Below are 26,989 nucleotides of genomic sequence, written 5' to 3'. Positions count from 1 at the left end.
CATCTCAACGGACGCTCCAATCGGTGCAGTTCGTGTTGGGGTCGCCGGTGGCGTTGTTGCGACCCATGCGCAGCAGGCCAAGGGTGCCGGAGAGCCGAACACAACGCACCGGCACCGTGCCAGCCACACTGATGCGGACACTGATGTCGGAAACCGTACTCCCTGTGTTGGCGGCTGGGGCGGTGGTGCTGATCGCCCCCCGAGGCGTGAACCACCACTGCGAGGTACCCACAGAAGTCACAGCATTCGCCACGGACACAGCGACCTGAAACGACTGGTTGTTGTTGATGGCCGGAAGCAGAACATTCGACTCGGTGGCGCAGTTGGCGGGGCTGACGGAGGCGAGCACGGCCCCGGAGGCCAGGGTGCCGGTGTTCACGGTCACCTGGCAGCTGGTTCCGTTCTGTTCGGGTGATCTGGAAATCTGATCCAGCCAGGCGGACAACTCGAACGTGGCGGCACTGGCGCGCTCGCGGCGCCAGCTGGATTGGGAAACGTTGAACGCCACGGAACTGACGATGCCGAGCACGGCCACCGTCACCATCAGCTCCACCACAGTGAAGCCAGCAGGGGTGCTTGGGCGGAAGCGGCTCATGGGCACCACCGGGCCATCGGCGGGGTGATGTTGGCCACACGCGTGACGCGCCCATTGACATCATCGTTGAAAATGACGCGAATGGTGTTGTTGGTCTGAATGGAGGCGGTGCGGGTGACACCAGCGATCACGGCCGTTCCATTCACGGCCGTGAGCAGGGGCGTCATGAAGGCGCCGCTCGCGCAAAGCTGATCAACCGCCCGGCGCTCGTCGGCGGTGGCGGGGCTGGTGCCGGCGATCGTGGCGGTGGTGGCGGGATCGTCCCGTTGGGGGAAGAAATAGCGGGGATCCAGGGGGTTGGCGGTGGCGCAGTTGGCCGTGGTTCCAACCACAGTTGGCGTAGCGACGGTGCAGACAGAGGAACAACAGGTGAGCCGGCCGCTGAGCTGCTTGATTTCGGCGAGATTGGAATCAATCTGCTGATTCATCGTCACGACCCGTCTGGATTCGACCGAGGATCGATTGATGCTGGTGAGCACCACCGCCGTTCCAGAGACGACGATGGACAACAGGATGGCCAGCACCAGGGGCTCAATGATGGTGAAACCAACAGCCACCGGCACCCTGGAGTGGAGCAGCAACAGCCGGAACGTCCCGTGGCGGGAGAGGGTGGCCATCAATAGTTACGGGAGGATGTCACGGCCCTCGCCACCCAATCCACGCCCGTCCACTGGACGTAGTCGGGGTTGAAACCGGTGGCGAAGGCCGCGGAGAGGCCTACCGAGGAGGACGGCGGAATGCGGAAGTGGAAGGCGCCGCAGGGGCGGAAGCTGCTCACCCAGACCCTGCCGTTGATGCTCCAGCTGTTGTCACCCAGAAAACCTGCGGGTGTGGCACCAGTGGCACATCCGTCGGAGACAAGCCTCAAGGCCCCCCATGGAAAATAGAACCAAGCTCTTGAGATTCTACCTGTAGTTCCTACCGCAGCCCCTTCCGTACCAATCGCAAGGTATTGAAGAGATGTGCCTCCCGGGTTAGTATCTCTGCCAAAGAAATTCAAACGATCCGGCACACCAACATCAGAATAGGGATCCGAATCAGGGATCGCAGTTGCGCAGGCGTTACTAGCTTGTACTGCACACTTGACATGCTGGATGGTTGCTGCATTGCCCGTTCGCAATAGGGCTGTTGCCGAGGTATTCCCACGGGTGTCGGTGGGTTCGCTGTAATAGAAGCTCAACGGCCCACCTGTTGTGTCCATGATGACGGTGCCGCCCGCACTCAGATCAATCGTCGGCCCCAGGCAAAGGAATCCAGGAGTGCTCGTGACCGGAGCCGTCGCTGAGTATTCACACCAACTATTCAAGCCGCCTCGGGGGGCAACCTGGATGTCATCCAAGGTAATACGTTTAGTGCTTGTCAATGCTGAATTTGATGTGAATCGGATCCGGGTGTTCGTACCGACTTGAGCCGCAGGAATCGTATAAGTCTGCGTGGATGCCGTATTGTTGCCAGCCACCGTGCCCAACGTCACCCAGGCCGTTCCGTTGGCGGAAGCCTCCACGAGTAGCGTGTCCGCTGCTGCCAGGTTGGTTCCTTGGTACCTGAAACTGATTCTTGGATCAGGAGCACCTGTAAAACCGGAGAGATCCAGACCTCTTTGTAGGCGCATGGTATTAGCCGCGCTCGCTGTAGCGTCAGCATTGAAAACTACCGCGTTGGACACGATTCGAACCTTGCCTGTGGAGCTCCCGCCGGAAGTGGGATCTGTTTCTAGCCATGGCCCACCAGCGCTGAAGGGTGACCCCCCCCCAACCCAAGGATTCAAGTTGCCAGAAGTTCCTGTGTAATCGCCTGTGCCGAAGGAATCAGCAATGCGATCGTCAGAAATCACTCTCCAGGACGTGTTTGTACAGGTCGCAGCGGTACAAATTTCAACCCTGGGAGGGGTGGTGTCGTTTCGTGTGCGAATGACTGATCTGTACGCTGTGTTCGTACTTACCAAGGTCTGGTAGGCCGCATTTCCCAAAGGAATTGTGTTGGCGGCCCAACCATTTGGAGTCCAACTGTAGAGATAAGTGGAAACCGGTGGAAGGGTGACTGAGCCGGGGACAATCGGAATACCGGAGATGGATGTTCCGAGCCGATCACTGGCTGTTCCACACCTGTTGCCGGTGAATAACTCAGCCGCAGTGAAGTTACCGCAGCTATTACTGAGAATGTTTGATCTCCAACCTGGGTCAGTGGCCGAATCAAACAAAGGATCTGCGCTTGTACCGGCCGGGCAACCGCTCGTGCCAGAATTCGCGCGGGGGCCGACCCGACAGCTGGCGCGATCAAACACAGTTTGTCCAGGATTGACAATACCAATCATTCCCGAGACGTTCACGACCTGATTCGCCTTATTGACGGTAGTGAAGCGGTCGTTGGCGTAATAGGAGAAATGGGTGCCGCCGTTGATGCCGGTGATCAGGCCGAACTCGACGCCGCAGGCCCGCTTGTCGGCGCCCAGGTTGGTGGCCGCATTCGAGCCGAAGGAGGCCCCGCAGCACTTGGGCAGCACTTCGAATTCCCGGGTCACCGTGGCGGTGGCCACGGCGGTGCCGCCCCGCATCACCCGGCCCTGGACCTCGACGGTGATGAAGCCGCTGTTGGAGCCCGGCTGGAGGGTTGTGACGGTGCCGTCGGGATCGTCGAGGTTGTTCAGGTCGCTGAAGTTGCCGGTGAAGCCTGGTCCCACCGTGGTCACGCCGCCCGTCTTGGTGGAGGACACCGAAATCGCCCGGCGGTTGGTATTGGCGGCGGGACCGGCCGAGTAGGTGACGCGCACCAGGGCGAACTGGCGGTCGCCGGTGTTGGCCTTGGTGGGGTTTTCCACATCGCGAAATTCACCGTCGCCGAAGCTCTTGGCCTGGGTCGTCGGCAGGCCGGTGACCCCCGGCCGGGTGGCCTTGCCGTCGGTGGTGACGCAAGGGCTCTGGAGGTTGGTGGAGCTGGCCCAGGTGCTCATCGCCTGGCCCGACACCAGCAGCTTGCGGTTCTGGGGCTGGTTCCAGGTGGCGATGATCTCGTCGATGCCGGCCTCGGCGGCGCTGCGGGCCTCACTGCTGGAGCCCTGCTCGCGGCTGCCCAGCAAGTTGCTGGACACCAGGCTAGACAGCCCAACGGTGCCGACCACCAAAGCCAGCAGCACCAGGATGCCGGCCACCATGGAGAAACCCGCCTGACCTCGACGTCGTTTCGACGTGGCCGTCAGCAGGTGAAGCAGAAGTCTTGAGTTCACGGCAACAGCACCAGCTGGCTGAACATCCACTCAGCCGATCCCCAAATTCTAGTCACATCGTGCTCCCGGGCATTAGCAGGCTTGTCGTAGCGCATCCAAACCCGTTCAACTGTCGCCGGAGCCCCGCGGCATCAGGGTTCTGTCGAGATACTGATCCAGCATGGTGCCCGGCAATAGGGGGCCTTCGGTGAATACGAGGCCGACGAGCGTGTTGTAGCTACGGGTACTCACCCACTGCACGCGGGCCGACAGGGAAACGTTCTGATGCTGCTCGTAGTCGCTCACGTCGAGAAGCACTTCTTCGTTTTCCACGACCTCCAGATCCCCGCGCCGGACGACGCAGGCCCCAGTCCGGCTGATGTCACCCACCGTGACGTAAACCGTGCGGCCGGAGCTGAGCCGGATGCTGGCGGAGACCCCCGGGGGCAGAGCGTGGCGCAATGAGGTGCGCAGTTCCTCCAGCTGCCCTTCGCCTTCAGTCTGTTCCGGTGACATGCAGGCGGATGTCGGCATCGACACATCCATCGTATCGCGCTGTCCCTCAGGTGCCACTGCCCTGGGCCACACCCCCGCTGCCGGGACGGTTCCCGCAGAATGGACCCCGATTGAATCGGCAGACGGAATGGGTGTACTGACGGCGTTGGCGATCCTGGCGGGACTGATCCTGGTGCACGAAGCCGGCCACTTCTTCGCCGCCACCTGGCAGGGCATCCGGGTCAGTGGCTTCTCGATCGGCTTCGGTCCGGCCCTGATCCAGCGGCGGCGGCGCGGCGTGCTGTTCGCCCTGCGGGCAATCCCCCTGGGGGGGTTCGTCTCCTTCCCCGACGACGAGGAGGACAGCACCATCCCTGCCGATGATCCCGACCTGATGCGCAACCGCCCCCTGGCCCAGCGGGCCCTGGTGATCGCCGCCGGCGTGATCGCCAACCTGCTGCTGGCCTGGAGCGTGCTGCTGGCCCAGGGGCTGGTGCTGGGCATCCCCTCCGGCTTCAGCGCCACCCCCGGCGTGGTGGTGGCCGCCGTGCAGCCGGGCCAGGCAGCCGCCGGCTCCGGCCTCCAGCCCGGCGACCGCATCGTGGCGATCGATGGCACCCCCCTGGCAGGCGGCCAGGAGGCGGTGATGGCCCTGGTGGGCCGCATCAAGGACGCCCCCGGCCGCACCCTGCGCCTGCAGGCCGACCGCAACGGCACCACGGTGACCCTGCCCCTTACCCCCAGCGACAACGGCGGCATCGGCCGCATCGGCGCCCAGCTGCAGCCCAACGGCAGCGAATCCTTCCGGCCCCCCACCAGCCCGCTGGAGCCGATCCTTCAGGCCAACCACGACGTCGTCGCCCTCACGCGCCGCACCGTCGAAGGCTTCGGCACCCTGATCACCCACTTCGGTGAAACCGCTCCCCAGGTGTCGGGCCCGGTGAAGATCGTTGAGATGGGGGCGTCCCTGGCCAGCCAGGGCGGCAGCAGCCTGTTCCTGTTCACCGCCCTGATCTCGATCAACCTGGCGGTGCTCAATGCCCTGCCCCTGCCCTTGCTCGACGGCGGCCAGTTCGCCCTGCTGCTGCTGGAGGGGGTGCGGGGCCGCCCCCTGGCCGACCGCTACCAGATGGCCTTCATGCAGTCGGGGTTCGTGTTCCTGGTGGGCCTCTCCCTGGTGTTGATCGTCAAGGACACCAGCCAGCTGCCGGCGATCCAGCAGCTGCTCAGCCGCTGAGGTGCCCCGCTTTCCCAGCCCCCGGACCCGGGCGCCGCTGATCCTGGATCGGCTCGGCGCCCTGTATCCCCACGCCACCTGCTCCCTCGACTGGCGCACCCCCTACGAGCTGCTGGTGGCCACCATGCTCTCGGCCCAGTGCACCGACGAGCGGGTCAACAAGGTGACGCCGGCCCTGTTCGAGCGCTTCCCCGATGCCGCCGCCGCCGCGGCCGTCGAAAGTGAGGCGGTGGAGCCCTACGTGCAATCCACCGGCTTTTTCCGCAACAAGGCCAAACACATCGTGGCCGCCTCCCGGCTGCTGATGGAACGCCACGGCGGCGCCGTGCCGGCCTCGATGGAGGAGCTGCTGCCCCTGCCGGGGGTGGCCCGAAAGACCGCCAACGTGGTGCTGGCCCACGCCTTCGGCATCAACGCCGGCGTCACGGTGGATACGCACGTGAAACGGCTGTCCAACCGGCTCGGGCTCACCCGCCACGCCGACCCGAAGCGAATCGAACCCGACCTGATGAAGCTGGTGCCCAGACCCGAGTGGGAAACCCTCTCGATCCGGCTGATCTTCCACGGTCGGGCCGTCTGTGTGGCCCGCAAGCCCCGCTGCCAGGGCTGCGGCCTCGCCGACCTCTGCCCCAGCCATCCGGGCCCCGAACCCACTCCGGCCGCGCCAAGAGGTAAGGTGACAGGCTGAAGTTTCCCCCTCCTCCGGCCGCATGGCGAAGAAGTCGATGATCGCGCGTGACGTCAAGCGCCGCAAGATCGTGGAGCGTTTCGCGACGCGCCGTGCCGCCCTCAAGGAGGCCTTCGATGCGGCCGGCGATCCGATGGAGCGCCTGGAGATCCACCGCAAGCTGCAGTCGCTGCCCCGCAACAGCGCCCCCAACCGCATCCGCAACCGCTGCTGGGCCACCGGCAAGCCCCGTGGCTTCTACCGCGATTTCGGTCTCTGCCGCAACCAGCTGCGCGAGCGGGCCCACAAGGGTGAACTCCCGGGCGTGGTGAAGTCGAGCTGGTGAGCACCGGGGCGAAAGCCCCTTGCCGCAACGGCTCTCAGCCGCAGCAGGCGCCCCTGGAGGGCGCCTTCTTCATGGCCGGGCGGGGGCGGATGCGAGAATGGTGCGTGACAACAAAACGGACATAACGCCCAGTGCAAGGACACACTCAGTCGATCTCCTTCGATGGTCGGGAGATCCGGCTGACCAGCGGCCGATTTGCGCCCCAGGCCGGGGGCTCGGTAATGGTGGAATGCGGCGATACGTCGATCCTGGTCACCGCCACCCGCTCGAAAGGCCGGGACGGCATCGATTTCCTTCCCCTGATCTGCGACTACGAAGAGCGTCTCTACGCCGCCGGCCGCATCCCCGGCAGTTTCTTTCGTCGTGAGGCCCGCCCCCCCGAGCGAGCCATCCTCACCTGCCGCCTGATCGACCGGCCGATGCGCCCCCTGTTCCCGGGCTGGCTGCGCGACGACCTCCAGATCGTCGCCACCTGCATGTCCCTGGATGAGCGGGTTCCGCCCGACGTGCTCGCCGTCACCGGTGCCTCGATGGCCACCCTGCTGGCGAAGATCCCCTTCATGGGCCCGATGGCCGCCGTGCGCGTGGGCCTGCTGGGTGACGACTTCGTGCTCAACCCCAGCTTCCGCGAGATCGAGCGCAGCGAACTGGATCTGGTTGTGGCTGGCTCGCCTGCCGGCGTGGTGATGGTGGAAGCGGGCGCCAACCAGCTGCCCGAACAGGATGTGATCGAGGCGATCGATTTCGGCTACGAAGCCGTGGGCGAACTGCTGCGGGCCCAGCTCGAGCTGCTCAAGGAACTCGGCATCGAGCAGGTGCTCCCCGAGGAGCGCAGCGACGACCCCGCCCTGCCCTCGTTCCTGGAACAGGAATGCGCCGGTGGCATCGGTGAGGTGCTCAAGCAATTCAGCCAGACCAAGGGTGAGCGCGACGAGAAGCTCGACGCCATCAAGGCCGACGTCAGCCACAAGATCGCCGCCCTCAAGGAAGACGATCCGATCCGGGTGGCGGTCAGCAGCAACGGCAAGGTTCTTGGCAACACCTACAAGAGCCTGACCAAGAAGCTGATGCGGCAGCAGATCATCACCGAAGGCAAGCGGGTGGATGGCCGCAGCCTCGACGAGGTGCGCCCGATTCAGGCGGCCGTCAGCGTGCTGCCCAAGCGGGTGCATGGCTCGGGCCTGTTCCAGCGGGGGCTCACCCAGGTGCTCTCCTGCGCCACCCTCGGCACCCCGAGCGATGCCCAGGAGATGGACGATCTCAACCCCATCAGCGAGAAGACCTACCTCCACCACTACAACTTCCCCCCCTATTCGGTGGCGGAGACGCGCCCGATGCGCTCCCCCGGTCGCCGCGAGATCGGCCACGGCGCCCTGGCCGAGCGGGCTCTGATCCCCGTGCTGCCCTCCAAGGAGAGCTTCCCCTACGTGCTGCGGGTGGTGTCGGAGTGCCTCAGTTCCAACGGCTCCACCTCGATGGGTTCGGTGTGCGGTAGCACCCTGGCCCTGATGGATGCCGGCGTTCCCCTGGCCGCCCCCGTCAGCGGCGCCGCCATGGGCCTGATCAAGGAGGGCGACGAGGTGCGGATCCTCACCGACATCCAGGGCATCGAGGATTTCCTCGGCGACATGGACTTCAAGGTGGCCGGCACCGAGAAGGGCATCACCGCCCTGCAGATGGACATGAAGATCTCCGGTCTGGCGGTCAAGACCGTTGCCGAAGCGATCAACCAGGCCCGCCCGGCCCGGCTGCACATCCTTGGCAAGATGCTCGAGGCGATCGACAAGCCCCGAGACACCCTCTCGCCCCATGCCCCGCGGCTGCTCAGCTTCCGCATTGATCCGGAACTGATCGGCACCGTGATCGGCCCCGGCGGACGCACCATCAAGGGCATCACCGAGCGCACCAACACCAAGATCGACATCGAGGACGGCGGCATCGTCACGATCGCCAGCCATGACGGCGCCGCCGCCGAAGAGGCCCAGCGCATCATCGAGGGCCTCACCCGTCGCGTCAGCGAAGGCGAAGTGTTCAACGGTTCGGTCACCCGTGTGATCCCGATCGGTGCCTTCGTCGAGATCCTGCCCGGCAAGGAGGGGATGATCCACATCTCCCAGCTGTCGGAATCGCGGGTCGAAAAGGTCGAAGATGTCGTCAACGTCGGCGACCAGGTGACGGTGCGGGTGCGGGAGATCGACAACCGCGGCCGCATCAACCTCACCCTGCGGGGCGTGGAGCAGCAGGAGCCGGCGGCGGTCTGATCGGCACGGGGCCTGGCCAGCCGGCCAGGCCCTCACACCGCAAAGCCCGGATCGATCACCGCCATCGCTCTAGCGGCACGGCGGCAGATCCCGGTATGGGCCGTTCCGTTGCTGGCGATCAGGCAGCCGGCCTGACGCACGTCGCCCGTGTTGTAGAGCAGGGGCCGGCCATCGGCATGGTCGAAGCCGCCACCGGCGGCGCGCAGCACCGCTTCCGGGGCCGCCATGTCCCAGTCCTTGGGGGCACTGCGGCCCGAAAGCGAGATGTAGAGGTCGGCCTCCCCCCGCAGGATCGTGGCCACCTTGCCGCCGACACTGCCGATCGCCAGGCTGCGGGCGGGACGCAGGTCGGCCAGCAACTGCTCCAGGCGGTCGTCGCGGTGGTTGCGACTGGCCACCAGCACCAGATCCTCCCTGCGGCTGCTCAGGGCAGGGGCGAAGCAGTCGCCGGCCCGGTTCTCCCGCCAGGCCTCCCCTGCACCGCTGCCGGCCCCACCGGCGCCCAGCAGCCCGAACCAGAGCTCCTCCGGCTCCGGCAGCAGCACCACCCCCAGCACCGGCCGCTGGCCGTGCACCAGGGCCAGATGGACGGCGTACTCGCCCGTGCCCTGCAGGAAATCCTTGGTGCCATCGAGGGGATCGAGGATCCACAGCCATTCGGCGTCCAGCGGCTGGCCCGGCACCAGCACCTCGGCGGCGGTCTCCTCGCTCAGCAGGGTCCAGCCGGCAGCCGGAAAGGCCGCCGCCAGGCCATCCAGCAGCCAGCGGTTCACCGCCAGGTCGGCCGCCGACACCGGCCCCTCGCCGCCATGGTCGACGCTCAGGGCCAGCGGGAAGCCGAAGGGGGGCTGTTCGCCGCGGGCGTAGGCCCGCAGGATGTCGGCCGCGCCCCAGGCCAGCCGGCGCAGCTCGGCCAGCAGGGGTTCACAGCCGATGCCGTCGGGCAGGGCGAAGGGAGACGGCATCATGGACGCGGGAAACAGGCATTGTGCAGGAACCGGTGCAGGAGCAGGAACCCGCCGCCGGCGTTCTCTATCTGGTGGGCACCCCCATCGGCAACCTCGACGACCTCTCCCCCCGGGCCCGGCGGGTGCTGGCGGGGGCCACCCGGGTCGCCTGCGAGGACACCCGCCGCAGCGGCCTGCTGCTGCATCACCTCGGCCTGCGCGTGCCCCTGCTGAGCTTCCACCAGCACAACCAGACGGCCCGCATCCCCCAGCTGCTGGCGGCCCTGGAGGCGGGCGAAGCGATCGCCCTGATCAGCGATGCCGGCCTGCCGGGGGTGTCCGATCCCGGCCAGGAGCTGGCGGCGGCCGCCCGCGCCGCAGGCCGCCAGGTGATCTGCATCCCCGGCCCCAGCGCCGTCACCACCGCTCTGGTGAGCAGTGGCCTGCCGTCGGGCCGCTTCTGCTTCGAAGGGTTCCTGCCGCCGAAGGGCGGGCCCCGGCGCCAGCGGCTCGAGGCCCTGGCCAGCGAGGAGCGAACGATGGTGCTGTTCGAAGCCCCCCACCGGCTGCTGGCCCTGCTCGAAGACCTGCTGGCGGTGCTGGGCGACCGGCCCCTGCAGGTGGCCCGGGAGCTCACCAAGCGCCACGAGGAACAGGTGGGCCCCAGTGTGGTGGCGGCCCTGGAGCATTTCCAACGCATCCCGCCCCAGGGGGAGTGCACCCTGGTGCTCGGCGGTGCCCCGCCGGCGGCCGCCCCCGTCTGGGACGAAACCGCCCTGCGCCACGCCCTGGCGGAGCTGGTGCGGGGCGGCCTCAGCAATCGGGAGGCCGCCCGCAGCCTGGCGGTCAGCAGCGGCCACAGCCGCCGGGCCCTCTATGCCCTGCTGCACCAGGAGCCGGCCCCGCCGCTCTGAAGCCAGGGCAGACTGGGCCCCAACCCCGCTCCTGCTGCGATGCTTCTGCGCCTGCGCCTCCTGTGCGGCAGCCTGCTCGGCGGCACCCTGCTGCTGGCCCTGCTCTGCCTGGGGGCCCAGAACCTGGAGCAGCGGCCCCAGCTGCGCTTCGGCTTCGCCCGCAGCGCCCCGTTGCCTGCCGGTTTCATCGTGGGCGTGGCCCTGGTCCTGGGGGTCATCAGCGGCGGCGCCAGCGCGGCGCTGCTGCTGCCCGGAAACACTCCCGCCGACGAAGAGGGCTGAGGCCTCAGCTGCCCGGCAGCGCGTAGAGGGCTCCCTCGATCACCACCCGGCTGATGCCCTGGGCCAGGAGGTAAGGGGCCGTGAGCTCGAACACCTTGAGGTCGGGCACCTTGATCACGCGCTGGGTGCGGCCGCACTGGCGTTTGGCCTGGCGAGGATTGAGGAACACCACCAAGGCCTGGCGGTCGAGTTCGGTGGCGGGAAGCCGGCCCAGCTCGGGAAACTCACTAAGCGGCCGGGCCTGCAGTTCCACCGTCTTGTCCACCAGCATGTAGGCGCTGGCTGGCAGCGCGGCGGCCACCAGGGGCTGGAGCCTGCCCTCACCACCGGCCGCAGCGCCGTCGTCGAGCACCACCACGGGGATCGGCTGGAACGGGTTGATCTCCCCGTCGGTGCCGTCCTCGCTGTCGTCGTCCTCGCTCGTCAGCAGGTCGTCGTCGTCGGCGCCGAAGTCGTCGGCATCCTCGATGGCGAGCACGGCGGGGCCGTCTTCCGCCACCACCTCTGCCCTCACCGGGGCCGGCACGGACAGACGGCGGGGGGGATCCGGCAAGACCTTGCGAACGGGCGCGGGTGCGGATGCGGTGTCGGGCTCAGGCTCCTCGGGGGCCAGAGCCTTGATGGGGTCCGGAGTGGGCTCCAGGCCCAACAGTTCCGGGGCGGGTTCGGGACTGGGCTCGGGACTGGGCTCGGGGCTGCTGATCTCCAGCGCTGTCTGCAGAGCCTCGGTGGGCTCGGCCGCCCCCACCGGCGGCCGACTGCGACGACGGGAGCGCTCGGTCTTGACGCGCTCGTACTCCGCCTCCCCCAGCTCCGAGCGCACCACCCGGTTGACCGTGTTGGGGCTGCAGCCGAAACGTTCCGCCAGCTCCTGGCTGCTGGCACCCTCCCGGAAGCTCCCAACCAGTTCGGTTTTCTGGCTGTCGCTGAGCCGGGTGGCGGCCATGGAACGGTTCAAGCGCGGTTGCCCACTGTACGGGTGGCTACCGGAGTGCCCTCGCCACCGAACGCTGGCACAATGCGCTCCGTGCTCCCTTAGCTCAGCTGGATAGAGCAGCTGCCTTCTAAGCAGCCGGTCGATGGTTCGAATCCATCAGGGGGCGTTGACTGAAGCCCAGTCCCAGACAGAGATAGGGCCAGTCAGGACAAGCCTTTTCAGAAATGGCTCTGGCCTCGCCATGGGCGAGAAAGACCCCGAAAATCCCAGAAAGTGCCAGACTTTTACCCAGATTTGACCCGTGGGTAAGCCGTGGCCACTGCCGCTCCCTGGCTCAAGAACCTGAGCCGTGCCTTTAAGGCCCACCGGCTGGGTCGTTCCGGCTGGTTCCTGCAACTGCACCGCGATCGGCTGCGCCTGCTGAGCGCCGAGCTCCCGCCGCGGCCTGGAGATCCGCCAGATCAGGCCCCAACGCAAAGGGCCCTGAGCCTGGCGACCCCTCCCGGCCCGGCAACGTCCACGGCGGCCCTGAGCGAAGCCTGCGCGGTGTTCGATGCCGTTATGGCCGGCACCTGGCGATGGCCCGACCCGAACGCCACTCCCGCGGCCGGCGATGAAAGCCACCTTCTGCCCCAGCACCTGGAGCAGCTGAGCGAACAGCTGCGCTCCCAGCTCGTGGGCGAGCGCATTGCCCCCCGGACCTGGGATCGAACCTGGGCCCCCTACCTGCGCCGGCTGGTGGCCACCGCGGGAGCACAACGCTGGGCCAGTGATTCGGCCCTGCTGGATGTCTACCTGCGCAATTGGCCAGCAAACAGCAGGGCCCGGCAGATGGCATACGACCGGGCCCGGCGACTGTGGAAGGAAGCGGCTTGGCCCTGGCCCGATGAGCTGGCCCAGCTGCGGGGTAACGGCAAGGCCGCGGCCGATCCGGCGGGGGTGCGAGCCTTCACGGATCTGGAGATCGAACGGCTGCGCGAGCGGATCCAAGCGAGCCCCCATTTGCTGGGCGGCGATCTGCTGGCCTGGGACTGTCTGGCGGTGTTCGGTCTGCGGCCGCAGGAATTGATCGGGCTGCAGTTGAAGGCCGGGCCGGACGGGGTGCCGGTGGCGGTGGTCACCCGATCGAAAATCTCAAGCAAGGGAGCCACTCGGCCGCGGCGAGTGCCAGCCGTTCCCCCCGCCGGCTGGCCGGCGGACTGCCACGGCCTGCTCGAACGGTGGCGGGCCCATGAGCTTCCTGGCTGGAGCCAGAAAGCCGCCAGCCCTGGCGAACACATGACCCAGCAGCTGCGTCGGCTCCACATGCCCGACGACCTGAGCTCCTATGGCCTGCGCCATGCCTTCGCGTTGCGGCTGGGCCTGGACCTGGGCCTGCACGTGCGTGAGGCCGCCGAGCTCATGGGCCACTCCCCAGCGGTCCACCTGGCCACTTACGGCCGACGCCTGGACGGGCCGGGGCTGCTGAGCAAGGTGGGGGCGCTGGTGACAGCCAGGGCCGGGGACTGATTCACTGCTCCGTCCGTATCTGCGATCTGGCGGAAATGGTAACGATCGAGAGAACAATACCATTTTTATATCTCTCCAGCGGCACATTTTGGCCATAGAATGACGACGTGGGGCATCAAGTCCCCCCCTGCGTTCACTTTTTATAAAGATGACTTTTTCCTTCACCACTGGTGAGGTGCAGGCCGCGCTGCGTGTGACCAGAAACACGCTGACGCGACTCCGCGCCGCTGACATCCTGCGCCCTGGCGTACATTTCACGGCGCATGGCCTGGGCCTGCGCAAGCCCAATTTGCGATGGGATCTTCCCGCTGTTGAAACCACCCTGGCCAAACGCAGCAAACAGATTCCTCGCCCCAAGGCGGAGGCAGGTCGCTCATGAAAAAGCCCCCATCCGACGGGGGCTTGGAAGCAAGTCTGGCCCCAACTTTAAACACAAGCAGCAGGCGAGCCCTACTGCCGCAGCTGCAGGGCAAAGTCCGCAACAATCTCCTGCTGCAGCCGATAGAGCCGGATGCCCGACCCGCGCCGCCGGACCCAGAACCCGTCCCCAGCGCCTGGCGCGACAGGGCCTTGCAGCCAGGGGTCAGTGGGGCCAGTTCGGCTAAGCCATGTCGAGCGGCGGCCGTTGCCCGAGAGGTGGCGGTGATCTGGAACAAGAAGCCCCCGGGGACACCCAAGCCGCCCTGGCTACGGGAGATATTTCCCTTCCCGGAACCCAACCCGAAGGACTGCCAGAGACACGGCCCCTTCACATTGGCATACACCGTTGACGGCCGCGGCGAAATCGTGAGGGCCTTCCTGATCTCCGATCGAACCCTGAAGGCTTACGACCAGCTGCAACGGATGCGGGAAGGAACGTGCCCGATCGAGGCCGTTGAGATCGGCAGCATCGTTGCCGGCAAGGCTGCATACCCGGCCCACCCAGACCTGGTTGAGCGGCTGGGGTTCGGGCCTGGTGAAGGGGGGCCGCTGCTTTGAGCACCACCTCTAGAAACGAACTTGAACTTCAGCGACAGCTCTGGCGCGTCAAAAACCGGGTCTTGTACCTTCAAGGGATCTGGAACGATCAGGAATGTTACGAAGACGGCGAGGGTCTATCGGCATATGAGGAGATCCGGCTTTCCTCCCTCATTGACGATGCAGAGGCTGAAGAAGCTCGCCTTGAAGAGCAGCTCAACCGGCTTGAAGCCGGGATCAATGATGAGGAGCGGTGATGACTGCTGCATCCTCCCAACCAGGCTGGCCGTTGCCCCAGCTTCCTCTCCTGTGGCTGCCGGGGCTGATACCAGTTGATCGCAACAAACGTCCCTTCAACCCAGTAACGAAAAGCAGCAAAGGGTGGACAGACTGGCCCACCTTCTCAGCTGAGGCCCTCAACCTGGCGCCTGCGGTTGGCCTGCGGCTGGGCCCGATCACCAGCACAATGGCCACCGACTTCGATGGGCCAGATGGTGAACCGACTTTCCAGAAGACCTACGGGCGGCCTAGTTCCGATCTTCCACCTTCGATCGCCTGGACCAGCACCAAGCTTGATCGAAAACAGATTGCGTTCAAGGTGCCGCCCGACCGCTGGGCTGCCCTTGATCACCGCATCGCAACGCTCGGCCCCCTGGAATTTCGGTGGGCTGGCCAGCAGTCCGTGATCCTCGGCGCCCACCCCGAAACAGACGGCTACCGCTGGGTCGAGGGCTGCGCTCCGTGGGAGGTGGAACTAGCCGAGGCACCCGCCTGGCTGCTGGACCAGATGCCACTGAAGGCAGCGCCCCCGCAACCGTCGCCGCTGCTGCAGGCCCACAAAGCACCTCAGCCGGCTACAGGCACCCCCGTGCCGTTCCGGGAGTTCATCAGCAAACCGGCCAAGGACCTGATCGTCACCGGCAGCCGGGAGGGATCCTGCAATGAGGACGGGCTGCGCCTCTCCCTTGAGCTGATCGCCGTGGAAGCCTGGCTGCAGGCCCAGGGTGCAGCAGCAGAAGAAACCGCCCGTGATGCCTTCTCCTGCTACCTCTCCCACTGCCCTGACACCATCGGCGGCGCCGCCTTCGACACCCGTGCCGCCTGGGCCCGCTTCGAGGGGGCAGCCGATCAGCACCCGAGGCCCTCGACACCAGAGCACAAGCTGCTGAACCGGCTGGCGTTCCACCGCAGGGAGACCAGCAACGTGGTTTCGATCAGCTCGAAGCGGCCACGGGTCCAGCAGCCGCCGCTGGTAGCTAAACCGAAGCCGAAAAAACGAAAACCAACCACCCTCAGCCTTTCCCGCCGGCTGGAGTGCTTCCGCCACTGCATCAATGCACTGGTCAGCACCGAACGAAACACCCTTCGGCGCATCGTGCGACTTCGCCATGCAATTGATGCACTGAAACTCAAGGGATCCATCCGCGATAAGGAGATCGGCGCCGAGGTGCTTCAGGCCCTCGACCGACGCGTGGGCAACACTTTCTCGCTGCTCACAGCTGCTGATCGTGATGCCATGCCGAAACCGGTAATCCGCTGGCTGATCCCTGGCCTGATCCCTGCCGGCGACCTGACGATCATCGGCGGCCGTCCCAAGGTCGGAAAATCTCGCCTCGCTGTTGCGGCTGCCCGAGCACTGCTGCTGCAGGAAGACTTCATCAGTTTCGGCAGACCACCGACATTGGCCCCGGTGATCCTGGTCAGCGATGACCAGGGCGACGCCGACACCGCCGAGCAGCTGGAGAAGCTGGCGATCTGGAACCACCCGCGTCTGCTGTGGGTCCGCCGGTTTCGCGTCACTGAACACGATCTAGACCAGCTCCACAGCGCCATCACGGCCAACCCTGGCGCGGTGGTGATCGTTGATTCGTTGCGGTCCATCACCCGATCCTGTCCTTTCGGGGAGAACGACCCCGAGATCGGCGCCCTGCTCTACGACATCAAACAAGGCGTCATGGATGCCGGCGGATCCCTGGTACTGATCCATCACTGCAACAAGAGCACCGACGGCACCGGCACCGAAGCCCTGAGCGGCCACAGCGCCATCGCCGGCGCGGCCAACAGCATCATCACGTTGCACTACCTGAACGCGGGCAAGGTCGGCAGCCTGCCCATGAAGGACATCCCTGAGCGGCGTCTGGCCATGGAAGGCCGCAGCAGCCGAGGCTGTGACCTTGTGATCAGCCTGGACGGTGGTACTGGCCAGTGGATCCGCCTTGCCGAGCACGCGGCATGGCAGAAGCAGCGGAAGACCGAAGCGAAGCAGACCGAAGTCCCCAACTCCGAGCAGCAGACCCAGGTGCTGGAAACCATTGGCGGGCTGGCATCACCGAAAGGCTCGGCCGTGCGGGAGATCGCTGAGGTGATCTACGGCGCCAACCCTGAACAGTCGCAGATGGTTGGGGTTCGGAAGCAGTGCGAATCGCTGGTGATCCAAGGATTCCTCAAGAGGATCCGCGACTCACGGCCGACCCTTTATCTGGTTGATGAGGGTTGAAAGGTGGGTTCTTGGGTTCATTCCAGTCACTGCAAGGGGTTTGGTGGGTTCAAGATTGGGTTCTTGCTGGGTTCAGGGTGGATTCTTTGGGTTCAGGCGGATGTCGGCAAAGAACTCAGTGAACCCAGTGTTGAACCCATCAGATTCGTTCCCCTGCATGGGGAGAACCCAAGAACCCACCAAAACGGAGAGTTTCATGCGAGATCGCTACCTTTGGCTCCAGTGCAGAGCCCTGCCTCGGTCTCCATGAATCGACGTGAGATGGCACCTCAATCAGGGCATCCTCCATCGCTGGTCGCTGAGTAAATCCCAACGCGGCATCAAGGGGATCCATAACACGGTGGCCATCGGATGGCCGGGGCGTCCTCCTTTGGAGCTGGGTACAGCACAGTGGGGGTTCAGACGCCGATCCGAGGATTGAGCATCTTGTTGCGTGATGTGAAGCCAAGCATTGCGGTCATGCCGATACTGCAAGGATTGGTTATGCACTCTAGTAAGTGCCTGCAAATTATTTCTATCAGTTGAGGAATAAGGGAGATGGCTTCATACCGGATAAAACTTGATACCATACGATGCTTGCAGTCTCGAAATGCGGGCGATTACCACGACACGTTGAACGTTGCTTTCTGGATCGCTCCAGCGGGTCAAGTTCCGACTCCAGACATGAGGCTCTCTTCGCCTCTAGGTATTACCAACGGCCCGCGGATTGATCCCCACTTTGGTCCCGGCGATAGCTTTGCGCTCATTCGTGACGACAACGCCTGGGGCTACGGACGAAATATTGATTGGGAACTGGTTGTGGACTTGCCAGATGATTCGCTCGCCAATTGGGATGTTTCAATAACGCTTTGGAATATCCGTGGTGTAGACGACCCATATGCAGTTACCAAACTTGTCACAGCGCTTGGGGTTGCGGCTGCCGGTGGCGCAGCGGGATTAGCCCTAGGTGGGGAACAAACCAAGAATTTCGCTGCCTATGTAGCAGCTGCGGCGAAGGGGCTTGGCGGCGAAGCCATCAAAAAGATCATATCTTCTTTCTTTGCAGACTGGCCGAAGTGTACTGGGATAGTTTTCAGAAAGACCTTAACTTGGAACCGAGATAACTTTGGCCAATCGACCGCAGTAGGCTCGCTAACACTAGAGTCCGAACCGATTGATGAGGTACCTGAAGGTTGCCACCAGCCACGGTACCAGATGGATATCACCGTCACTTCGGAATCAATGCCCCAATTTGGCACCTCCGAGAAGCTTCGAAAAAGGCGGTATCACGCCGTTCAGGTGCCTGCCAGGCGAGAGTGGATTGGAACTTGGTTTGATTCAATGTCATCGCCTTTCACTGCGGTCACGATTCGGCCCTCGCCTCAAGGTGGACCGAGTTTGTACAGCGTGGAGATCAAAGAGGAGGCGCACTACCCGAATGGCTCTCGTGAACTTATTATCCAAAACACCTACGATCCAGTCACGGAGCTAGATTGGCGCGATGGCTTTTACTCAGGGAAAATAATAGTGGCAAAGGCTACAGGCATGACCAATGCCACGGTGCAGACTGAACTCACCGAGCATCTTCTTCAAGACAACGAGACGGCCGCGCTTTGGAAAGGCGCTGCATCGGTGTCCAATCTCACTGGCTCGGTCAGCGATGTGCTGCTTGGCAGCAGCAGTCAACATTCTGACATTTTCGAGTTGGTTAGAACAGGACAAGCCAAGAAGACGTTCACAAGCGAAACCAGAGTGAATCGAAGGGTTGTCGCTGAGGTGGTCTTCTCCGCTGTTACAGAAGGGGGTGCCACTCTGTACATTGAGGAGTATGGAATCACGTTGCGCTTATACACAGTTGAGGACATCATGGAGTCTGGGGAGGTCCGGCGTTGGGGCCCAATCCTGCGCTACTACCGCAAGCCTCGTATCGAGGCGACCGTCGCCGACGTACAACTTGGAAAGTACACACTTCTTATCTGAGTTAAAAACCCATTTATCGAAGTTTATGGTGCTTTGCACCAATGCGCGTTCCGGCGCGTAGATCTCGTTTACATGTGTTTCGTTCCAGATTCCTGGCTTTGCTTTAATTCTATGTTGTCTATTGTGTTGCGGCAGAGTAAATCCCCGCCAAGAAGTGAATCTACTTCAATGACTCGAGGGAAGTAGCATACAATTTGATGACACCAGCCCTTGGTGGAGCGACTCATAATGGCCCGGCAGTTAAGACGGGGACGTGCTCTCCGGTAAGGATGTCGATGCGTTCGAGAGGCCAGCCGTCGGCGTCGAGTTGCCATAGGTAGCGGGGCATGGTTGTGGAGCGGCTGGCTACAGGCTCCCCGCAGGCGGACAGTGGCACAGTGACGTGAAGGCCATGATGCTCTAGACGCATGTGCTGATTCGAGGTCCGCGTCGGATGATATGTACAGCGAACCTACCTTGGCAATGTGAACATCTAGTTCTCGGACCCGGCTAAGTTCTCGTCAGCGTAATCACAACACCAGCAAGGGCATTACGCTGGAAGAGATTAGAGTTGCCGACCAGGAGATCTTATCCCACCCAAGGCCTTGGGATGAGGGTTGGCAACGGACTCGCCAAAGCACAGTTGGGCAAAAAAATCATTTACTGAACCTTAACCTGTAGCAGAGAGGCTCTATAGGTAAAGGACTGCTTAAGCCTTTAGAGTAATACGTCTTATGAAAGAACGCCCCACCATTATCGACGCAATGTATGCTCTTTAAGTTCCATATTTGACACTTTCATGTCTGAAGTTCCTGGTTTTGATAAGGAAAAATTTGATGCCTTATGGACTCGGTATGAGAATCAGGATTTAGCATTGGGTGAAGACTTCTCCCCAGAGGTCTTTTCACTTTTAGCAGAATGCATTTCCCTAGCAGTTGAAAACGGCAAAGTTTGCGTTGAACTCCCCTTAAAGATTGGGAAGAAGTGTATTGATGTGCCTGACTGGGTGCCAAATGGCAGCATTGCCAAGGCATGTCTGGAAGTTAAATATAAAACAGTATTAGGAGTAAAGATCCCGATTGGCATTGACGTATGTGTCTATGTCGCAGATCAGAAAGTGGCTTGTGCATACTTCGGTATCTAGGGCCGAGCTCACTTAAGTCTCCATCATTACCTTTAAGCTAAAAGGCCCTAGATTAGCCAAGAGTTAACAACAGCAAGTGGGGCATGAGATTCATGCCCCTTCCTTGATCTCAGATTTCCATTGCGGAAGCCATTAAGCAACCAAGCGCATTTTCTATTCTCATGGATTAAGGTCATGCCCACATCATTCAAATGCAAGAGATGGGGGGCTTCCCCGCTTGCCTAGATAAGACCCTGCCCGATTCTGATCTTGGCGTTAGGCAAGGTCTGGACAACTTCCCAGTGCGAGAGTATTCCCCAAGCTAGGAACATGAGTCCTGCGCCTTGGCTCAGACGAATAATTTGGTTGCCTAGACCCACCCTAGATGAACTTCAAGAAGATTAAAACAATCTTGATTCGGCCAGTTCATACAAGCCAAAGCTTGCCTAAAATTGACGATTGTCCGGAGCATCCATCTTCTGGCATATCCCCGAATCATGGATTTCATTATGTATGGGGCTCAGCAACCTCATTGATGTTTTTCCCTGGTGACCTGTCGATTGTGTATGTCCACCAAGTGCCAGATATGCTGGACTCTGCCATCTCGATCGTCTCAGGCTGAACAAGTACGCTCACGGGGAAAGGATATTGTCCATTGGCATATCTCATTATCCCAGTGGCCGAGCTGGCACTCATCGACAAAGTGACTACATTGCTTGGGTCTTTTGAAGCTGCTGACGGTACTGGCTACCAGCAGTCCAGATGGGGTGTTGTGAACTCTTGGACAGCAGGATAAGTTGCGATCAAGGGTCTTCACTGTTCCTAAAGTAGGCTTTATGTTTTGCCGAACTATGTTGGTGTGACAGTACTATCGGCATTTTCGGACTCGCAGAAGAAGCCTGGGCTTGGAGGCTCCCACCAAAGCGCCATCGCCATGAGAGGGATTTCACATTGTTGCCTTCAGTATCAAGCGCTCATATGCTGTTAGCGAAGCGGTCATGAGTTGTTGTGCGGGTCTGCCCACCCATGAGTTTGGCTTCGTAATCACCATTCTCTTACGACAGCTGCCTTATACTGCCGCCATTCCATCTCACTACTCAACCTCTGCAGAGGCCAAGGAGCGACCTTATGAACAGTGACGACTTTTTCAGAGGCGTTGACTTAAAGCTCTCTTCCATCGCGACTGCGAGCGAGTTGGCTATCAAGGAGAAGGCTGAGAACCTTGACTTTCTAAAAGAGGTTCTGAGTCGACTAGCACCAATGGCCAATTCCTACAAGGAGAAACTTAGGGTGCGAGATGTCCACGCCGAAGTGAATAGCGATCCCTCAGGGATTACCTTCACTTTGCGACGCAAAGATGGGGCACGCCGTCAGTTGCAACTCATAGGACGAAGAGAGGATTGCCGCATCGAAATAACGAAGAGTTTTACTGGCGATGATGGGAAGGACTTCCAGACCACGGATGGAAAGACCTACGATAAAAGTACTTGGAAAGATTGGATGTTCGAGGACAAGCTTCAAGAGGTAGTCAATGATTTCCTGAATTCTACGACCAAGCAGGTAAAAGCTTAGTTTAGCTGCCTGCCATTACCACTCCTCATGGCTAAGTCCTAGGCTCATATGAATGACTTCTGGACAGCGTTCTCTGCACTTGTGGCGGCGTTAGCGATAATTGGTGGCGCTTACGCTTTTGGTAGAACTAACGGCTACCGTCAAGCGAAGGTAGATCTAAATAATGAACGACAAGCCAAGCGCTTCACAGAGATATATGCCCCGCTAGTCGGACTCTTCACTACGTGCCACATTACTACTACTAGTGCCCTCGGCGCGCCACATCTCAATCATCGGATTTACAATGCTTGGCGCTGTCTGCTAAGCGGAAATCTATTGAGCGCGATGCGAGCAGTCTTTGACATGAAGGATTTTGGATCAACTGCAGAGGTTGAGTTTGGAGATCCTTTTCCTAGAGCGAAGATCACAGAACATCTTAAAGGACGCGAACAGTTTTCAGACGACAAACTGATATTATTATTGGCCCGAGCCAATCGAGCGCAGTACGAGGAACACCCGAACAGTGCAGATCTCACGGCTGCTGATCTCGCGCTATTCCGGCATGTCTGCCGGCAACACGAAAAACTCTCCGCACGTTTCGTCGGGTCCTAGGGAAGGTCTGGCCAACCCCGTCATTCCTCGCAAACAGCTTGTGAGTCACACGTCCCTGTCTTGTTGTGTTTTTTCACTGAGCACTTATTCAGACATTTCACAGAGAACTTGCTTGCTGTAGAGCTTGGGGGGAGTCTCCTCAAACGACGCGATGACTGCGGCCGGGAACACTGACAGCAGCTTCATTCAATCCCATGACCTTCTCGCCAGCTGACATCTCCATCCAGCTGCTGATGGACACGACCAACACCCTGCAGGAGATCGAGAGCCGCATGACCGCCCGCGCATTCGGTGCAGTCCACGACCCTGAGAAGGGACCAGCGGTGCGGAAGGTACTGTCTGAGCTTCTGAAGGTTCTGGATGCCAGCAGTCCTTACGGGCTTATTTGAGATGTCGGGTTTCGTTCCCTGCCTGTGCCCTGGCTACTGCTGTGCCTTCCTCTGCTAGGGCGTAACGAATTCTGGGCGGTGTTGGATGGCCTCTACCTTAAAATTCCGGCAAGCTTACTAGCGGGGCCAACGGCAAGGTTAGAAAAGGTCGGTCTCGATGCCGCTTCTTTCCTTCAATTCTGCCAGCGACTGCACTTCCATCCGAGCAGTAAACCAGTTTTCATGGGTGCCTGGCACGAGGCCGACTTCCTTCCGAAGCCACTTCTTGAATCTAATCTCAGTCGCTAGGACAATTTCACCAGGGAAGGGGCCAATCATCTCTATCAGCACCCAACCGTTTAGGTAATGCTCATAGACGCGACCTTCCCTTCGGTTGGTGATGCCTAGCTGTTGTTCACCTGGCCGTTCAAGCAAGTAGAACCAAGCTGGCAGTTCTCGCTTGAAACCAAACTCGGCACACTCTGGGCAGCCACTACTATTCCCAGTGCGGTTAACTACAGTCGCATTCCATGTGTGGCCTTTCTTGCAACGCCAAGGCATCATCTTGCTTGATTTTCCAGCCACTGAAGCGGGGTCCCATTTATCTGCTTGATTAGCTACCTCAGGAAACAAGGTTGCTAAATCATTAAATCCAGCAAGTACTTGTTTGCCTGCGCAAAATGGACACCCTGAGTTTCTAGGCGGGGTCCTACTGCCGATGCTGGCACGATAAGTGTGTCCAAGCCAGCATCGCCAAAGATGCTTTTGCTTGCTGCCACGGGTGACCGTTGATGGATCCCACCCGTCAGCTTGCGCTGCTATCTCAGGGAACAGCGTGGCCAGGTCATTAAAGCCAGGAAGCACTTGATGCCCCGAACAGATTGGACAACCAAGCCCTTGGGGTGGAGTTCTATTCCCAACTTGTGCAACCCAGAAATGCCCCTCTCTACACCGCCAGGTCAGCTTTTTGCAGCTGCCTGCAGAAACTGTTTTAGGGTCCCACCCATATGCCTGTGCAGCAATATCTGGATAGACTGTCGCAAGATCATTAAAGCCTGCAAGAACTTTATTGCCAGAGCAATATGGGCAACCAGCACTTATTGGAGGAGTTCTAGTTGATACAGTTGCTTCCCACTCATGCCCACGCACACAACGCCAACGAAGCTTCAAGTGGGATTTAGAGGTAACTGTCGTCGGATCCCAGCCATAGGCTTCTGCCGCAATGTTAGGGTAACGGGTTGCTAGGTCATTGAAGCCTGCCTGCACTTGCCTGCCTTTGCAGACAGGGCAGCCAGTATTTGCCGGTGGTGTTCTGTCAGAAACTGTCGCACGCCAAGTATGACCAACTGCACATCGCCAAGCCACTTTGCGCTGGCTACCAGGCGTAACTGTCGATGGATTCCAGTCATCTGCCTGTGCCGCAATCATAGGGTAGAGGGTTCCCAAATCGTTGAAACCTGGAAGAACTTGTCTCCCCGAACAAATGGGACAACCGCTACTACTGGGTGGGGTCCTTTCAGAAACTGGAGAATGCCATGAGTGACCCCTAACACATCGCCACCACTGCCTCTTGCCGGACTTGACAGTCACAGTACATGGGTCCCAACCATCAGCCTCTGCTGCTATCTCTGGATAGATGCTTGCCAAGTCGTTGAAGCCTGCAAGAACTCTCCTGCCTGAACAGACTGGACAGCCAGTGGACGTAGGTGGTGTCCTGTTTGAAACAACCGCTTCCCATATATGCCCTCTACTGCAAAGCCAAGGGAGTTTCCGCACACTGCTGGCATTGACCTTGCTCGGATCCCAGCCATAAGCCTGTTTAGCAACTTTAGGGAAATGTGCAGCAAGATCGTTGTAACCCTCTAGTAGCTTTCGTCCACGACAGACAGGACAACCTGTGCTCGACGGTGGTGTCCTATTTAATACCGTCGCAACCCATTTGTGTCCCTTTTCACAGCTCCATGTCAGCTTCTTCACGCTGCCAACGGTGACCATCCTCGGGTCCCAACCGTCTGCTTCCTTTGCTACATCTGGGTACAACGTGGCAAGATCGTTAAAGCCTTCCAGTACTCGATTGCCAGAGCAATAGGGGCATCCGCAACTAGATGGTGGAGTCCTACGCGATACCACAGTCTCCCATTTATGACCACGTACACAACGCCAGCCAAGCCGCTTTCCACTCTTAGCGGTGACCGTTGTTGGATCCCACCCGTCAGCCTGTGCAGCAATCTCAGGGAACAGCGTTGCAAGGTCGTTGACTCCTGGAACTAGTTTGGCCACAACTTCCTAGTCTTGTTCACGACAGTGCTATGAGTCCAAGGTAGAGCCAGACTGGCTGAATGGCTGAAACTGAAAGCTTCCAATGTTAAATTTTCTCTGAACTTTATTCACCAGCCGCCCCAGCTGCCGCGCCAGTTCAGTCCAGTGGTGATTCCACGGAGGGACCGCTCCAACCAAGACAGCGTGCGGGCGCCCTAGCTGACGGGTGGGAAGACGGTTTTCCACTCATCCCGGCCCAACTACCAGCGACCATGCCTCCCTGACCTGATCGAGCAGGTCACTGGTTCCGCTCAGCGGAGTCGGTGGGATGTCCGGCAGATCGAGCCTGGAACCACCCCAGCTGGTGTTGTAGCTGGAGGCGGACCTGGCCGCGATGGGTCCGGAGGTTGCCGCCTGGGTGGAGCGGATGAGGGCGGATGAACAGCGATGGCAGGCCGAGCAGTGGGCCTGGCGGCGGCGGCATTTCAGGGCCTGCTGGGGCGAATTCGCACGGGATACTGGCGGGCGACCCGCCTGAGCGGCGAGCCATCGCCTTAGCGCCTACGTGAAGGACATTCTCCCCCTTGTCGTGGAGGCGCGTGTGAGCTACGACTGGCACTAATGAAACGGTCAAGAACCATGGACGACCCATCACCATTGCCCGACATTCTTGGGGACGGAATCCTCTACAAGGATTGGCATATCTCAGTTACACCTGTTCCTGGTTATGGGTATATGTATGAGATTACTGAGCCCGAGCAAGAACCCACAGGAATACTGCCTGGCCTTCCGTTTAAAACACTCGATGAATGCGTGGAGAGGGCAAAGCTGGTAATTGACAGCAAGATTGAGCAGAAGGGGGGTGCCGGCGTCCGATCGGGCTGACTTGGCACCTGAACACCAACAGATCTCTGACCGCCCCCGGGAACCCTGAGGGGAGCTTCTGCCCCTCGATGCCTGCCCCCCTCGCCTTGGATCTGCTGCTGCACGCCCTCACCGATGAGCACTGCCGCCGCCGGCTTATCGGCCGTCTCTGGTCCCGGATGGTGGCTGGGCCGCCCACACCCGACCGTCCGCCTGAGCCGCCGTTACCGCGGAGATCAGCGAGAGCCGCGCCGCCAGCCATCGCGAAGCCTCCAAAGGTTCCTGCGGAATCAGGAGATGCAAGTCCGCCGGCTGGAGCGCCTCACCGCCCTGATTTAGGGGGCCGCCGTCCGAACGTTGCTCCGAATGGCGAAGCGCCACGAGCAAACCCCGGCCCAGGTTCTGGGGTCGTTCGTGACGGCAGTGGCCAGGATAGACGGATCTGCCAGCAACGCATACGCCGAGCTGCTGGGCCTGCACCAGCTGATGGAGCTGCTCCCCGGGGCGACGGCTTTCGGCGACCACCTGCTGGAGCCGGGCTCTTGAGTGCAGAATGTAGACCACATTGCTAGAAACCAGTGGAATCGGAGTGCGACCTCGATTACCTCACTGACCTGACCGGACCTGATGAAAAGTTCTGGTGGAAGTTTAGAGATCCTCTACAAGAAAGCAAGTTTGATTCCATTGAGGCTTTTCTGCGCGGTGAAATGCGAGATGCTACGTCTGAATCCGTGCTATATCTAGCACGGATGAGAAACTATCCAGGGTTCGTCAAGATTGGGATCGCACAACTCAAGACGCGAATCATACGAGCCATGAATCCTGAGATCGGAGAATTCGTATGGGAATCGTGTCATTTTGAAGATCTAGTGGTAAATCGAGGCAACCTCACCAGAGCAGAAGCTTGGATCTCAGAGCAGTTTTCTCTTCATGTGGGACAGCGGTGGCGGCAGGCTGTGCCAAAGCTTCAAGAGCGTCGATGGGGGGGCTATACAGAAACCTTTTTTGTACCAACACCTGAAGAAGAGAACGAGCTTATTGAGCTAGTAGAGGGTTCTGTTTGTATGTTCTGCTTAATGGGCATGGCAGGACTTGAGCTTGGGATCAAGCACCTTGCATTGAGTGACGAGGCGCGTGGGCTATACCAAGCTAGAGTTCAGCAAATAATTGAGCATCTTTTGGCTACCGCTGAGGATGAGCTTGCTGCAGCAATTGCTATTAGTGACAAACAAAAGATCCAATACTGGCAACAGCGCGTTAAGGTAGCAGAGTACTACTTGAAACACGGAAGCTTCACCCTTCGTCTTCCAGAAGACTTACGTTTCTCAGGAGAGCCCTAAAGACGCCAACGCTCGTGTTTCGGGTTGGACAGGAACAACCTTGCATTGCATGAGGCCCGCTCTGAGCATCCAGAACCTGAACCGCCCC

The 26,989-nt window shown here is 61.0% G+C and carries 24 protein-coding genes, 1 tRNA gene and 2 pseudogenes; 19 read left to right on the top strand and 8 right to left on the bottom strand.

All coding sequences use genetic code 11. The annotated features are described in order from the left end of the window. Positions 1 to 4: 4 nt before the first annotated feature. From KQ305_RS08565 to KQ305_RS08550, 4 genes are all read right to left on the bottom strand, one after another. The gene (locus KQ305_RS08565) at positions 5 to 595 is read right to left on the bottom strand and encodes a type IV pilin protein (protein WP_259724998.1); all 591 of its coding nucleotides are present in this window, start codon (positions 593 to 595) and stop codon (positions 5 to 7) included. Then, positions 592 to 1,212: a hypothetical protein gene (locus tag KQ305_RS08560; RefSeq protein WP_259724997.1), complete on the bottom strand. Its 621-nt coding sequence runs from the start codon at positions 1,210 to 1,212 to the stop codon at positions 592 to 594. Before KQ305_RS08560 ends, KQ305_RS08565 begins: the two co-directional genes overlap by 4 nt. Further along, positions 1,212 to 3,746, bottom strand: coding sequence for a hypothetical protein (locus tag KQ305_RS08555; protein ID WP_259724996.1), 2,535 nt, complete (start codon positions 3,744 to 3,746; stop codon positions 1,212 to 1,214). Before KQ305_RS08555 ends, KQ305_RS08560 begins: the two co-directional genes overlap by 1 nt. A gap of 177 nt (positions 3,747 to 3,923) precedes the next feature. Further along, positions 3,924 to 4,313, bottom strand: coding sequence for a PilZ domain-containing protein (locus KQ305_RS08550; protein ID WP_259724995.1), 390 nt, complete (start codon positions 4,311 to 4,313; stop codon positions 3,924 to 3,926). A 127-nt stretch (positions 4,314 to 4,440) separates the two neighbouring features. Here KQ305_RS08550 and rseP point away from each other — a divergent pair, with 127 nt between their 5' ends. The 4 genes from rseP (at position 4,441) to KQ305_RS08530 (ending at position 8,803) form a co-directional block, all read left to right on the top strand. Continuing rightward, positions 4,441 to 5,529 (top strand): RIP metalloprotease RseP, encoded by a 1,089-nt coding sequence (rseP, locus tag KQ305_RS08545; RefSeq protein ID WP_259724994.1) that lies wholly within the window; start codon positions 4,441 to 4,443, stop codon positions 5,527 to 5,529. 1 nt (position 5,530) lies between these two features. Continuing rightward, on the top strand, positions 5,531 to 6,217 hold the full coding sequence (gene nth / locus KQ305_RS08540) for an endonuclease III (RefSeq protein WP_259724993.1): 687 nt from the start codon (positions 5,531 to 5,533) through the stop codon (positions 6,215 to 6,217). A gap of 22 nt (positions 6,218 to 6,239) precedes the next feature. Next, complete coding sequence (gene rpsN / locus KQ305_RS08535) at positions 6,240 to 6,542, top strand: 30S ribosomal protein S14 (protein ID WP_254954972.1); 303 nt, start codon at positions 6,240 to 6,242, stop codon at positions 6,540 to 6,542. A 131-nt stretch (positions 6,543 to 6,673) separates the two neighbouring features. Further along, positions 6,674 to 8,803, top strand: a complete 2,130-nt coding sequence (locus KQ305_RS08530; RefSeq protein WP_259724992.1) for a polyribonucleotide nucleotidyltransferase — start codon at positions 6,674 to 6,676, stop codon at positions 8,801 to 8,803. A 32-nt stretch (positions 8,804 to 8,835) separates the two neighbouring features. Here the strand turns inward: KQ305_RS08530 and KQ305_RS08525 are convergent, their stop codons facing one another. After that, complete coding sequence (locus tag KQ305_RS08525) at positions 8,836 to 9,771, bottom strand: 3'(2'),5'-bisphosphate nucleotidase CysQ (protein WP_259724991.1); 936 nt, start codon at positions 9,769 to 9,771, stop codon at positions 8,836 to 8,838. Positions 9,772 to 9,791: 20 nt separating this feature from the next. On the opposite strand from KQ305_RS08525, the gene rsmI reads away from it, so the two are divergent. Together rsmI and KQ305_RS08515 are read left to right on the top strand one after the other, a co-directional pair. Then, positions 9,792 to 10,664 (top strand): 16S rRNA (cytidine(1402)-2'-O)-methyltransferase, encoded by an 873-nt coding sequence (rsmI, locus tag KQ305_RS08520; RefSeq protein WP_259724990.1) that lies wholly within the window; start codon positions 9,792 to 9,794, stop codon positions 10,662 to 10,664. Between the two features lie 39 nt (positions 10,665 to 10,703). After that, positions 10,704 to 10,946, top strand: coding sequence for a hypothetical protein (locus KQ305_RS08515; protein WP_259724989.1), 243 nt, complete (start codon positions 10,704 to 10,706; stop codon positions 10,944 to 10,946). A gap of 4 nt (positions 10,947 to 10,950) precedes the next feature. Here KQ305_RS08515 and KQ305_RS08510 read toward each other — a convergent pair whose 3' ends face one another. After that, positions 10,951 to 11,892, bottom strand: coding sequence for a helix-turn-helix domain-containing protein (locus KQ305_RS08510; RefSeq protein ID WP_259724988.1), 942 nt, complete (start codon positions 11,890 to 11,892; stop codon positions 10,951 to 10,953). 83 nt (positions 11,893 to 11,975) lie between these two features. On the opposite strand from KQ305_RS08510, the gene KQ305_RS08505 reads away from it, so the two are divergent. From KQ305_RS08505 to KQ305_RS08460, 11 genes and pseudogenes are all read left to right on the top strand, one after another. After that, positions 11,976 to 12,049 (top strand) — tRNA-Arg (locus KQ305_RS08505). A gap of 146 nt (positions 12,050 to 12,195) precedes the next feature. Then, a complete protein-coding gene (locus KQ305_RS08500) occupies positions 12,196 to 13,392 on the top strand; it encodes a hypothetical protein (RefSeq protein WP_259724987.1) in 1,197 nt (398 codons plus the stop codon). Positions 13,393 to 13,540: 148 nt separating this feature from the next. After that, positions 13,541 to 13,771 (top strand): hypothetical protein, encoded by a 231-nt coding sequence (locus KQ305_RS08495; protein WP_259724986.1) that lies wholly within the window; start codon positions 13,541 to 13,543, stop codon positions 13,769 to 13,771. Between the two features lie 257 nt (positions 13,772 to 14,028). Then, positions 14,029 to 14,370, top strand: coding sequence for a hypothetical protein (locus KQ305_RS08490; RefSeq protein ID WP_259724985.1), 342 nt, complete (start codon positions 14,029 to 14,031; stop codon positions 14,368 to 14,370). Continuing rightward, positions 14,367 to 14,606 carry a hypothetical protein gene (locus KQ305_RS08485; RefSeq protein ID WP_259724984.1) on the top strand — a complete coding sequence of 80 codons (240 nt, stop codon included), beginning with the start codon at positions 14,367 to 14,369 and terminating at the stop codon, positions 14,604 to 14,606. Before KQ305_RS08490 ends, KQ305_RS08485 begins: the two co-directional genes overlap by 4 nt. Then, positions 14,606 to 15,112 (top strand): annotated as a pseudogene (locus tag KQ305_RS15440) (bifunctional DNA primase/polymerase); the annotation flags it as partial. The gene KQ305_RS08485 and the pseudogene KQ305_RS15440, both read left to right, overlap by 1 nt. A 216-nt stretch (positions 15,113 to 15,328) precedes the next feature. Beyond that, positions 15,329 to 16,846 carry an AAA family ATPase gene (locus KQ305_RS08480; RefSeq protein ID WP_259724983.1) on the top strand — a complete coding sequence of 506 codons (1,518 nt, stop codon included), beginning with the start codon at positions 15,329 to 15,331 and terminating at the stop codon, positions 16,844 to 16,846. A 663-nt stretch (positions 16,847 to 17,509) separates the two neighbouring features. Then, positions 17,510 to 18,805, top strand: a complete 1,296-nt coding sequence (locus KQ305_RS08475) for a hypothetical protein (protein WP_259724982.1) — start codon at positions 17,510 to 17,512, stop codon at positions 18,803 to 18,805. A gap of 778 nt (positions 18,806 to 19,583) precedes the next feature. Beyond that, positions 19,584 to 19,928, top strand: a complete 345-nt coding sequence (locus KQ305_RS08470; RefSeq protein WP_259724981.1) for a hypothetical protein — start codon at positions 19,584 to 19,586, stop codon at positions 19,926 to 19,928. A 1,107-nt stretch (positions 19,929 to 21,035) separates the two neighbouring features. Further along, the gene (locus tag KQ305_RS08465; protein WP_259724980.1) at positions 21,036 to 21,479 is read left to right on the top strand and encodes a hypothetical protein; all 444 of its coding nucleotides are present in this window, start codon (positions 21,036 to 21,038) and stop codon (positions 21,477 to 21,479) included. A gap of 785 nt (positions 21,480 to 22,264) precedes the next feature. Then, positions 22,265 to 22,459: a hypothetical protein gene (locus KQ305_RS08460; RefSeq protein ID WP_259724979.1), complete on the top strand. Its 195-nt coding sequence runs from the start codon at positions 22,265 to 22,267 to the stop codon at positions 22,457 to 22,459. 138 nt (positions 22,460 to 22,597) lie between these two features. On the opposite strand, the gene KQ305_RS08455 is transcribed toward KQ305_RS08460, so the two are convergent. Together KQ305_RS08455 and KQ305_RS15435 are read right to left on the bottom strand one after the other, a co-directional pair. After that, complete coding sequence (locus KQ305_RS08455) at positions 22,598 to 23,704, bottom strand: zinc-ribbon domain-containing protein (protein WP_259724978.1); 1,107 nt, start codon at positions 23,702 to 23,704, stop codon at positions 22,598 to 22,600. Between the two features lie 24 nt (positions 23,705 to 23,728). After that, a pseudogene (locus KQ305_RS15435) lies at positions 23,729 to 24,718 on the bottom strand (zinc-ribbon domain-containing protein); the annotation flags it as partial. Positions 24,719 to 25,927: 1,209 nt separating this feature from the next. On the opposite strand from KQ305_RS15435, the gene KQ305_RS08450 reads away from it, so the two are divergent. Beyond that, a complete protein-coding gene (locus KQ305_RS08450; protein WP_259724977.1) occupies positions 25,928 to 26,107 on the top strand; it encodes a hypothetical protein in 180 nt (59 codons plus the stop codon). Positions 26,108 to 26,376: 269 nt separating this feature from the next. Beyond that, on the top strand, positions 26,377 to 26,901 hold the full coding sequence (locus tag KQ305_RS08445; protein WP_259724976.1) for a hypothetical protein: 525 nt from the start codon (positions 26,377 to 26,379) through the stop codon (positions 26,899 to 26,901). The last annotated feature ends 88 nt before the right edge of the window (positions 26,902 to 26,989 follow it).

Source organism: Synechococcus sp. CS-1332 (genome assembly GCF_025127995.1).
Classification (GTDB): Bacteria; Cyanobacteriota; Cyanobacteriia; order PCC-6307; family Cyanobiaceae; genus Cyanobium.
Note: the sequence above shows the minus strand (reverse complement) of the source record. Positions and strands in the feature narration are given on the sequence as shown.